Raw genomic sequence first — 10,188 nt, forward strand, 5'->3', positions numbered from 1 at the left:
CCCTCACTCCTTCTCGCGCAGGAAAGTCCCGGACCTGCCCCCGGACTTCTTCACGAGCTGCACCGCGGTGATGGTCATGCCGCGGTCCACGGCTTTGCACATGTCGTAGATGGTGAGGGCGGCGACCGCGGCCGCGGTCAAGGCCTCCATCTCGATACCGGTGCGGTCCCGGGTCCTGGCGGTGGCCACGGCGGTGATGCTCGACTTCTTCCTGTCCACCTCGAAATCCATCTCCACCGCCGTGATGGCGATGGGGTGGCACATGGGTATCAGCTCGCTGGTCTTCTTGGCGGCCATGATGCCGGCGATGCGCGCCGTGCCCAGCACGTCGCCCTTTTCGATCCCCGAGGACAGGACGAGGTCCAGGGTGGCCTTCTGCATGACCACGCTGGCCCGCGCCACCGCCGTGCGGGCCGTGACGCGCTTGGACGAGACGTCCACCATCCTCGCCCGCCCCCTCTCGTCCAGGTGGGTGAGTCCTTCGCCCTGTCTCTCGCTCCTCTCGGCCGTCACGTCAACCTCCTATCTGGGACATGCTCCTGCCGGGGGACTCCGGAAAGCCTCCGTGGTCGCGAGGCTTCTTCGCCAGGGAGCGGCGGATGGCCTCGAGCACCGGCGCGTCGTCCGTGCTGTTTCGCAGTATATCGCGCACGTCGTCCTCCTCGCGCGAGAAGAGGCACGGCTTCATCTTTCCATCCGCCGTGAGGCGGAGGCGGTTGCATTCCGGGCAGAAGTGCGAACTCACCGGGGAGATAAAGCCGATGGTGCCGCGGGCGCCGCGCAGGCTGTAGTAGCGTGCCGGGCCGGAGCCCACTGGAGGCAGGTCCGAGCGGGTCAACTCACCGCTCTCACCCAGGCGCTTCCTGATCTCCTCGGCCGGGACGTAGTATGAGCCGTCGAACATCCCGCAGGGGCTCATGTATTCTATGAACCTCACGTGCACCGGCAGCCGCCGGACCAGTTCCACGAAGCCGTCCAGTTCGTCCAGGAGGTGCTCGAGCACCACCACGTTTATCTTCACGGGTGTCAGGCCCGCTTCCACGGCGGCTTCTACCCCCGCGAGCGCATCGGAGAGGTCGCCCAAGCGGGTGATGCGGCGGTAGGTGTCGGGGTCCAGGGAGTCGATGCTCACGTTCACCCGCTTCAGCCCAGCCGCGGCCAGCTTCTCCGCCTGCCGCGACAGCAGGATCCCGTTGGTGGTGAGGGAGATATCCACCTCCTCGCGCAGGGCGGCTATCTCGCGCACGAGGAAATCAAGGTCCTTGCGGACCAGGGGCTCTCCCCCGGTGAGGCGCACCTTGCTGATGCCCGCCCGCACGGAGACGCGCAGGAAGCGCACCATCTCCTCGTAGGTGAGGACGTCCTCGTGGCGCAGTTGCGGCACTCCCTCGGGGGGCATGCAGTACACGCACCTCAGGTTGCAGCGGTCGGTGACCGCGAGGCGCAGGTAGTCGATGGGACGCGAATAGGGGTCCAGCAGGGAGGTCATCGCGCCGTTTCCAGTACCGAAAAAAAATCAGCGAACCGAACTCGCCACATATTAAAATCACCGCCTATGCAGGTCTTTCGCTCACAGTGAGATTATATCATAAGCCCTGATGACAGTTGATGACCTCACCGTGCCGTGGCGAGCTGGGGGACCTTCTGAGTCGAGAAAGGAACAATATCCGTAGATGTGCCGATTATTCCGTTTGGATAGCTGTAACAGGCCGCAATCCCTGCAAGGGTTACGATTGAAGACAGGTCCCTGCGCACCCCCGTGCTTTTTTGAACGGGAAGAAAACAAATGTAGCGGAGGTGCTCGAAGCTACGGAATACCGGTAAGAAGCTATTTCCATGCACTCGGTGGGGTGTGTTTGTCTTGGGCTTCGCTTGGTGGCATATGTTCAGAGTAATGTATTCCTGTTTCTGGGTCGACGAAGGTTATCTCTGAACCTGATCTGGACGCGACATGCTCCTCTCGTGCCACCCGATAGAGCAATAATAACCAGAGAATCGGCCCTATAATAGGCAGGATAAACGCGATAAGAAACATTCCGAGTATCCAGAAACTTGGATTGAGATCATGCTTTACGCAGATTACATATACTATGGCAAGCAACCATCCAACCGCCGGAGCAAGACATAAAAAACCAACAAACACGACTCCGGTTCTTGGCAATCCAGAACGATAGGCCCACAGACAGAGAATTACAGCTGTGATTGCTGAAATCGCAATCCAAATTAAAATTATGTAAACCATAAAGAAGCAGAGCCTACCCTCGTCACTAAAGGCGAGATCGGTTCTGCAATTCAAATCTAGTAGAATTGACCTTAGAATACAATGATTTGTTAGCTCATTGCAGACCGCGAAGTAATGAGGCGAGCTCGCGGGAGGTGTCTTCGAGGAGCTCCCTCGTCCGGCGGATACTCTCCTCCAGGCTCATGGGGCCGCGGGCGATGCCCAGAAGCGCGGTGACGCCCAGCTCGTGCAGCTGTTCCGCCCCCCCCGCCACCTCGCCGGCCAGGGCGAGGACGGGTATGCCGTGGTTCCCGGCGGCGCGGGCCACGCCGGTGACCGTCTTGCCGTAGGCGGTCTGGGCGTCCAGCCTTCCCTCCCCGGTCAATACCAGGCCGCAGCCTACCAGCTTCCTCTCGAAGCCCACCGCCTTCATGACCACGTCGATGCCCGGGAGCACCGCCGCCCCAGTGAAGGCCATGAGCCCGAAACCGAGGCCTCCGGCGGCTCCTGCCCCTGGCTTTGATTCATGACCCGGGGCGACCTGCCTGGAGGTCACCTCCGCCAGCCTGGCCAGTGCCGTTTCCAGCAGCCGCACGTCGTACTCGCTGGTGCCCTTCTGGGGGCCGTAGACTTGGGATGCACCAGTTTCTCCCAGCAGCGGATTGGTAACGTCCGAGGCCACCACCACCGCGGCCTCGCGGAGTCGGGGATCGAGGCCGGAGAGGTCCAGGCTCTCGAGGTTGTTGAGGTAGATGGCACCGTGGGGCAGGTCCTCCCCGTTCTCGTCGAGGAAACGTGCCCCCAGGGCCGCGGCCATGCCCGCGCCGCCGTCGTTGGTGGCGCTCCCCCCTATGCCCACGATGATGCGGCGCAACCCCTGGTCCAGGGCGTTGCGGATGAGGTCGCCGGTGCCGGCCGAGGTGGCGTAGCGGGGGTCGCGCTTCTCGGGGGGGACCAGCGCCAGTCCGGAGGCGGCGGCCATCTCCACCATGGCGGTCCTGCCGTCCCCGAGGACGCCCAGGAGTGCCCGGCGCCGCTCGCCCAGGGGGCCCGTCACCTCGCACGGGATGGTCTTCCCGCCGGTGGCCGCGACCAGCAGCTCCATGGTCCCCTCGCCGCCGTCGGCGAGGGGGCAGGTGAGCACCTCCGCTTCGGGCCATCCCCGCGCGAAGCCGCGCGCCATGGCCCGGGCCGCCTCGTTCGCGCCGAGGGAGCCCTTGAACTTATCGGGAGCGATGAGGACGCGCATGTTGTGGTGGGTCCTATATCGGGAGGCTGCGGGCTATCTCCTCTTCCTCCTTGTACTGATCCAGGCGCGAGAGGAGCAGGTTCCAGTCCACGGCGTGGCCGTCGAACTCCGGCCCGTCCACGCAGGCGAACCTGGTCTTGCCCTCCACCTCGCAGCGGCAGGTCCCGCACATGCCCGTGCCGTCGAGCATGATGGAATTGAGGCTGACCCTGGTGGGGACCTCGAACTCGCGCGTGACCGCGCAGGAGAACTTCATCATGATCGCCGGCCCGATGGCTATCACCATGTCCACCCGCTCCTGCTTGAGCAGTTCCTCCAGGGCCCAGGTGACTCGCCCCTCCAGGCCCCTTGAACCGTCGTCGGTGGTGATGACGAGCGAGTCAGAGACCGCGGCCATCTCATCCTCCAGGATGAGCAGGTCCGCGGTGCGGGCCCCGATGATGGAGGTGACGCGGTTGCCGGCCTCGCGAAGGGAGCGGCAGATGGGGTGGATGGCCGCGATGCCCACGCCTCCGCCCACGCAGGCCACGTGCCCGCCCTCGCAGATCTCGGCCGGCCTTCCCAGGGGGCCGACGAGGTCGAGGATGGCGTCGCCCTCCCGCATAAGGCTGAGCTTGCGGGTGGAGCGGCCGACTACCTGCAGCACCAGGCGTATCCAACCCTCTCCAGGCGACCAGTCGCAGAGGGTGAGGGGGAAGCGCTCTCCCGTCTCGTCCAGGCGCAGGATGACGAACTGTCCCGCGAGGGCCCTGCGGGCTATATCCGGGGCCTCGACGCCCATGGAGAACACCGTCTCGGCCAGTTGCTCTCGCTTCAGTATGGTGAACATCAGCCCTCCCTTCCCAGTTCCCGGAAGAGCTTTTCCTTGATGGCGCGTACCTCGTCCACGAAGGCCGGGTCGGCGTCGTAGGGGCTGGTCCCTTCCAGGTCGGAGCGGCGTATGTTCTGGTTGTAGGAGATGGAACCGAGGTAGGGCAGTCCGTCCAGACGGCTCCTCACCAGATCTTCCTCCTCCGCGCTCTGCACCTTGTTGAGCACCACGTAGATGCGCTGGACCTTGAGGTCCGAAGCGAGCTTGCGGATGGTCTCGGCCGTCTGCACGCTGCGCATTCCCGGCTCGATGACCACGACCATGGCGTCCACCGCGCCGGCGGTCCCCCGGCCCAGGTGCTCCAGGCCGGCCTCCATGTCCAGGATGACCACGTCGTCGCGGGCGAGGAGGAGGTGCTGCAGCAGCGCCTTTAGCATCACCGACTCCGGGCACACGCAACCCCCGCCGCCTTCCTTCACCGTGCCCATGACCAGCAGGCGCACCCCGGCGTGTTTCCTGGAGAGGGCCTCGGGAAGGTCGTCCACCTTGGGGTTCATCTTGAAATAAGTGCCGAAGGTGCCGGGCTGGGACCCGGTGCGCTCGGCCACGAGTTCCTTCATGTCGGCGATGGGCACGACGTCGGCCATCTCCCCGGATGGGATGCCCAAGCTGGAGGCCAGGTTGGCGTCGGGGTCGGCGTCAACGGCCACGACGTTGTAGCCCTCATCGGCGAGCAGGCGCGCCAGCCCTCCCGCGAGGGTGGTCTTGCCCACCCCGCCTTTTCCGGTCACGGCGATCTTCAACTGCGGTCCCTCCTTAACGCTGCCATGCCGGGCGTGAGGCATGACGATCCTTCTGAGCGGATTATATTATAGGTTCTTTTCAGGCCAGTGTGGGCGACCTTGTGCCGGCATCAAGGCTGGGGGCCCTTCTTTCTGCCGCCCTTCCTCCGTTCCTGCGGCGGCTGCAGCATGGCGGGGGAGACCTGGTCGCGCCACATCAGGGAGCGGGCCACGTCCACCGTGGACAGGCTCCCGACCAGCGCCCCCCCGCTCACCACCGGCAGGGTCTTGCCCCCGCCCTCGAGCAGCTGCCCGAAAGCGCTCTCCAGGCTCTGCTCCGGGTCAAGCAGGACTTCCACCCTGCGCATAGCCTCTTTCACCTTGAGGTGCGGCAGGAGGTCACTGGAACGGCGGTGCGGGTGCAGGTGGGAGGGTGAGCCCCCCCGGGCCAGCAGTTCGTCGTATTCCGGGATGAGGCAGCGCAGGATCTCCTCGGCCCCCAGCATCCCCAGCACGTGGTCGCCCGCCTCCACCACCACCAGGTCTCCGGCCTGGGTCAGCGCCATCCGCTCGGCGGCCTCCTTGATGGTGGCGTTGTCGCGGATCCTGGGCGCATTGCGGTTCATCGCTTCTCTTACTTGCATCACGCCTCCTTTGCCTGCTCTGTCCCTATTGTTCCCATCCCGGCCCCTGGGTACACACCGCAAACGTTGATGGACCCGTGGCTGCACGGATAACCGCGCTCCATATGCGGCACCCCTGCTACTGCGGTGGCAGGATGGTGAACTCCCGCACCCCCGCTTTCATCTTCTCGTCGACGGCTCCCGGCAGGGCGTTGATGGTCTCGTCGATGACCGGTGCAAAGAACTTGATAACTACCCTGTTCTCCGGCATGGTTCACCCTCTTTCCAGATATCGATAGCCTTCCGCGCCTCTGCGAGGCACCCCTCCGGGTACCCTCTATCTTAACCAAGTCGCCCGCGCATATATAGCGGCGTGCTTTCGCCGTCCCGGCGGCGCCGCTCCCCTGGGTATTGCATACATAACGATGGATTATGTTTACTTCACATTTTGCGCCGTGATAATATTATCTACCGGCGTTTCCGTTCTGGGGGTATGAGGATGCAAAGGACAGGAGAAGACAGAAGATACCTGGTCATAGTGAACCCCGTTTCCCGTGGCGGCAAGGCGCAGGAAGAGGGCATCTGGCTGCTCAACCGCCTGAAGAAGGCGGGGGTGGACTACGAGTTCCTGTTCACGGAGAGGGCGGGACATGCCGAGGAGATGGTGGTGAAATGGGCCGAGGATTTCGACGTGGTGGTCTCCGTCTCGGGTGACGGCACCACCAATGAGATCATCAACGGCATCATGAAGGTCCCCTGGGCGGAGCTGAAGCTGGCCATGTTCCCCGCGGGAACGGCCGACGATTTCGCCTGCAACATGGGTTACAACCGCAAAGACAAGGAACAGGCCTTGCGGACCATCCTGGGCGACTCCTGCCGCACCATCGACCTCATCCGCTACGACGACCGCTATGCCGCGGTGACCTGGGGGTTAGGGGTGGATTCCGAGATCGCCGACGGCGCGTACAAGTGGAAGAGGTTCCGCATCCCCGCCTATTTCTACAGTGGGCTGCGCAAGTGCTTCTTCGAGGAGCGCAAGAAATACCATGTCCGCTTCGATTACGAGGGGCAGACCTTCGAAGGCAACGTGCTCATCTCCATCCTCTGCAACGCGCCGGTCTTCGGCCGCTATATCAGGATAAACCCCAACGCCAGGATGAACGACGGCCTGCTGGACCTCACCGTGGGCAGGGAGATGCCCAACCTCTACGGGCTCGTCCTCTTCGGCTTCGCCTGCATGGGCGGAAGGCACGGCTTCTCCAGTCTGGTCTCATATCACCAGGTGCGCGAGATGCGCGTCGAGTGCAAGTCCGACACCTACGCCCAGATCGACGGGGAGGTCTTCAAGTTCGAGGCGGGCAAGATCATCAACCTGTCGATGGTACCCCAGGCCCTCAAGGTCCTTGTGCCGGCGGAGTCCCTGAACGACAAGCGGCTGCCCTTCGTGCAACGCGAGGAACCGCCGGAACCGGTGCAACTGCGCCTCATACCGCGGCGGGAGGGAGTGGCGGAGGAGCTGGAGGAACTCTCCCGCAGGATCAAGGCCAGGGTGGAACAGGCGCTGGAGGTGAGGCATAGAAAGCCCGGCTTGGGGGTGGTCAGGAACGGAGGGGAGTCGGGCCGGCAGATAGCCCTCTTCGGCCCTGAACACGAGGAAGAGCGCAGTGCACGCCGCGCCGCCAAGCGCATGAAAAAAGAGATGCAGAAGATGGCAAAAAGAGGCAACGCGGCATAAATATGGATATGATTTATATCAGCCTTTAATTAAACGCGGGTGTACGTTTTGCTTGACACTGTCAAAATAGTCTGTTAGTTTCAAGACAACGGGTGGGACGAATAGCTAGTAGAAAATCTATCGGCCCATCCGGGGCTGAATTTTTTTGGACATTGAAAAAAGCCCTACGCTATAAGCTGCCGGCCAACCCCATATGCCCTATAGCATGAGATGGAATCAGCACATTCCACCCCCTGAAATAGCCCTATCCGCCGGTGGCTTATAGCTCCCCTTTAAGGAGGCGCTGCGGCGCCTCCTTCCTTTGTGTCAGGCCTCGTTTTTTGGATACCGCGGTATGTAAATATGAAAACCAAGATAGAAACGGCCTCTATGCAGGTCTTTTACTGCATACTCCTTGCGCCTTGCATCTAAAAAACAAGACCCCTATACATCCATGGTGGCGGCTGTTAGTCAACCTCTGGGGCTGACGTCGAGGGCCCTTTCGACCAGCTCGGGGAGCATGAGCACCTCGGTGCCGCCGCCGGGCGGCAGGCTCGCTATTGCCTGTCCGTAGCAGCCGCTGCAGATCGTGACCAGGGTTCCGGTGGTGATGCTCCGCGCGATATGGGCGGCACCTTCCGGCTTATAACAGCACTGGGGGGCGTCGATGCGGTTTATCTCCAGGCCATCCAGGCGGGAGAAGACCTCCTCGGTCGAGTCCAGGTCCATGGGCACCGGGGAGAACCTGCGGTGCAGCCGGTAGCAACCGGCATAATAGTCGATATCTTCCCTGCAGCTCAAGTCGCCCATGGCCTCGGCGATGGCCTGGGGATAGAAGACGATGTCCTCTTTGGGGAAGGCGTGCTTGTATATGGGGTAGCAGGGAGAGCAGACGATGACCAGGCGCCTCGCTCCTAGCTCCTTGGCGGCGAGCATGTTGAGGGACACGAACTCCTTGGAGAGCTCGCGGCAGCCCGCGATAGCTTCGTCATCACGTGCCTTGATGGCCGGGCGGTAGAGGTAATTACCGCAACAGTACTCGCGCGAAAGAAAGGTGAAAGAGAAGCCCCCCCGCTCGAGCACGCGGGATAGTGACGATAGGATATGGGGCAGGAGATAGATGATCTGGCACCCCGAGATGATGACGTTCTCCGCCTCGCGATCACAGGGCAGCCCGTGCTTCTCCAAGACCTCGCTGCGGGGGGGAAGGCCCGCGGCGGTATTCCCGGTCTCGCGGATCGTCGCCACCATGCCCTCGTCGATAAGCGGATACATTTGCCACCCCCATGTCAGGCTGTTTCTTCCCGGCACCTACGATTATAGGACCTTTTGCCACTCGCTAGGGCGCGAAGGTCGCTCCGTGGCCGTCACCGGCGTCCATGCCCGGCGCGAGCGGCGGAGCCTGGACCCCATACAGGCCATGCGCTCCCGGCGAGTTTAAGCGGGACGGTGGCGCGTGCGCGGCTGTTTGAGCGAGGAAGGCCGGTAGGGCTGGGGAGAGGCGAGTTCCGGCCTCCCGCAGGGAGGGTCCGATAAGTCCGCACAGCTTACGTGGCAATTTGCGGTGCAGCCGGGCACGGGCTCTAACCGCCGCGGTCCCACGCGTCGGGAGAAGGGCATGGGGAAGGCCTCGCAATGTGGCAGCCCCGGGGTATCCGCTTCTTCCGCCTCCAGTTCCTGGCATACCGTGTAGGTCATACCGTGTTTGGCCGCCGCCGCGCGCATGCGGCGGTGGAACCCCAGGCGCGCCCCATGTGCCAGCATGTAGCCGCTGGAGGTGCAGGAGCGGTCGAAGGCGTAGTCGTTTTCGAGCGCGGGGCCTCGCACTCCAGGGAGCCCCTTGGCCAGCTCCATTAGGGACCTGAGGGTGGCTGCCGTGAAGCGCCCCGTGGAGCTGACCACGTGCTTCGCTCCGGCGGCGGCACAGTCCGCCAGCACGTCCGCCGCCCTGCCCGTCCAACCTTCTCCGTAGAGGCCTTGCCACAGCGGCGGGATGACCGGGTCGAAGCGCACCTGGGCAGGCAGGCCCAGGGAGGACGCCCAGCGCAGCGCGTCCAGCCTTCTCTCGTAGGGGGGCGCGCCGGGTGACAGCAGGCCCAGGACCTCCGGCGGCCCCTCGATGGTCACGGCCAGGAAGAACCTGCCCCCACCAGGGAAGCCCGCAATGCCGGAGAGGAAGGAGGGGTCGCCCTTGGTGATGACGTGGAAGCTCACCCCCCACTCGACCAGGATGCTCACGAGTTCCTTCACCACATCCCGCAGCTCGGGGACGTCCTGGCAGGGGTCGGTGATGTTGGATATGGATATGGGCGGACAGAGCCACAGCCCCTCAAGCTCCTTCTCGACCATCCGTGCCAGGTTGGAATATACCACCATCCCACCTTCCTGGCCGCGCGAATATACGGCGTCCCTGGCGTAGCAGTATAGGCAGTCGTGCCGGCAGTTGCCTATGCCCGGAGGGGTCACGTTGATGATCCACTTGTGGTAGCATTTGCGCCTCTCCCCCCGGTACGGGAAGTCATGCAGGGTGGGCGAATGGCGGTCGCGCAAGGTAATCTCCATACCTCCATGATAATCCAAGGGGTCAGGTCTTGTTTCTTGGATATGGAGGGCTCACGTCCTTGCAGGTAAAAGGGGATAAAAAAAGCCATACATACCAGAGTATCCAAGATCCAAGACCTGGAATGATAAAGAACGGACGCCTCCGAACAATTAGGTGACAAACCAAACATGCCGGTTGAAAGGGCCGGCACGACCGAAAGGAGGCGTCCCATGAGTAGAGTGTACA

Annotated in this window: 10 protein-coding genes; 1 reads left to right on the forward strand and 9 read right to left on the reverse strand. The window is 63.0% G+C overall.

All coding sequences use genetic code 11. The annotated features are described in order from the left end of the window. Positions 1–3 precede the first annotated feature (3 nt). The 7 genes from moaC to AB1384_15325 form a co-directional block, all read right to left on the reverse strand. Positions 4–513, reverse strand: a complete 510-nt coding sequence (gene moaC, locus AB1384_15295) for a cyclic pyranopterin monophosphate synthase MoaC (protein MEW6555633.1) — start codon at positions 511–513, stop codon at positions 4–6. 1 nt (position 514) lies between these two features. Beyond that, positions 515–1,489, reverse strand: coding sequence for a GTP 3',8-cyclase MoaA (moaA, locus tag AB1384_15300; GenBank protein MEW6555634.1), 975 nt, complete (start codon positions 1,487–1,489; stop codon positions 515–517). An 847-nt stretch (positions 1,490–2,336) separates the two neighbouring features. Next, positions 2,337–3,470 carry a glycerate kinase gene (locus AB1384_15305; protein MEW6555635.1) on the reverse strand — a complete coding sequence of 378 codons (1,134 nt, stop codon included), beginning with the start codon at positions 3,468–3,470 and terminating at the stop codon, positions 2,337–2,339. A gap of 13 nt (positions 3,471–3,483) precedes the next feature. Continuing rightward, on the reverse strand, positions 3,484–4,299 hold the full coding sequence (locus AB1384_15310) for a sulfide/dihydroorotate dehydrogenase-like FAD/NAD-binding protein (GenBank protein MEW6555636.1): 816 nt from the start codon (positions 4,297–4,299) through the stop codon (positions 3,484–3,486). Next, positions 4,299–5,084 (reverse strand): carbon monoxide dehydrogenase accessory protein CooC, encoded by a 786-nt coding sequence (locus AB1384_15315; GenBank protein ID MEW6555637.1) that lies wholly within the window; start codon positions 5,082–5,084, stop codon positions 4,299–4,301. The genes AB1384_15310 and AB1384_15315 overlap by 1 nt, the downstream gene beginning before the upstream one ends. 110 nt (positions 5,085–5,194) lie before the next feature. Next, complete coding sequence (locus AB1384_15320; protein MEW6555638.1) at positions 5,195–5,707, reverse strand: CBS domain-containing protein; 513 nt, start codon at positions 5,705–5,707, stop codon at positions 5,195–5,197. A gap of 118 nt (positions 5,708–5,825) precedes the next feature. Continuing rightward, a complete protein-coding gene (locus AB1384_15325) occupies positions 5,826–5,957 on the reverse strand; it encodes a hypothetical protein (GenBank protein MEW6555639.1) in 132 nt (43 codons plus the stop codon). Positions 5,958–6,185: 228 nt separating this feature from the next. Between AB1384_15325 and AB1384_15330 the strand changes: the two genes are divergently transcribed. After that, entirely contained in the window at positions 6,186–7,421 is a 1,236-nt protein-coding gene (locus AB1384_15330; GenBank protein MEW6555640.1) for a diacylglycerol kinase family protein, read from the forward strand. A 450-nt stretch (positions 7,422–7,871) separates the two neighbouring features. Here the strand turns inward: AB1384_15330 and AB1384_15335 are convergent, their stop codons facing one another. Then, positions 7,872–8,675: a (Fe-S)-binding protein gene (locus tag AB1384_15335; GenBank protein ID MEW6555641.1), complete on the reverse strand. Its 804-nt coding sequence runs from the start codon at positions 8,673–8,675 to the stop codon at positions 7,872–7,874. 162 nt (positions 8,676–8,837) lie between these two features. After that, positions 8,838–9,962: a radical SAM protein gene (locus tag AB1384_15340; protein MEW6555642.1), complete on the reverse strand. Its 1,125-nt coding sequence runs from the start codon at positions 9,960–9,962 to the stop codon at positions 8,838–8,840. Positions 9,963–10,188: the final 226 nt, after the last annotated feature.

Source organism: Actinomycetota bacterium (assembly GCA_040757835.1).
In the GTDB taxonomy this organism is placed as follows: Bacteria; Actinomycetota; Geothermincolia; order Geothermincolales; family RBG-13-55-18; genus SURF-21.

Coding starts and splice junctions, on each gene's coding strand:
- moaA (MEW6555634.1), bottom strand. CDS start 1,489: ATGACCTCCCTGCTGGACCCCTATTCGCGTCCCATCGACTACCTGCGC.
- AB1384_15305 (MEW6555635.1), bottom strand. CDS start 3,470: ATGCGCGTCCTCATCGCTCCCGATAAGTTCAAGGGCTCCCTCGGCGCG.
- AB1384_15310 (MEW6555636.1), bottom strand. CDS start 4,299: ATGTTCACCATACTGAAGCGAGAGCAACTGGCCGAGACGGTGTTCTCC.
- AB1384_15320 (MEW6555638.1), bottom strand. CDS start 5,707: ATGCAAGTAAGAGAAGCGATGAACCGCAATGCGCCCAGGATCCGCGAC.
- AB1384_15325 (MEW6555639.1), bottom strand. CDS start 5,957: ATGCCGGAGAACAGGGTAGTTATCAAGTTCTTTGCACCGGTCATCGAC.
- AB1384_15330 (MEW6555640.1), top strand. CDS start 6,186: ATGCAAAGGACAGGAGAAGACAGAAGATACCTGGTCATAGTGAACCCC.
- AB1384_15335 (MEW6555641.1), bottom strand. CDS start 8,675: ATGTATCCGCTTATCGACGAGGGCATGGTGGCGACGATCCGCGAGACC.
- AB1384_15340 (MEW6555642.1), bottom strand. CDS start 9,962: ATGGAGATTACCTTGCGCGACCGCCATTCGCCCACCCTGCATGACTTC.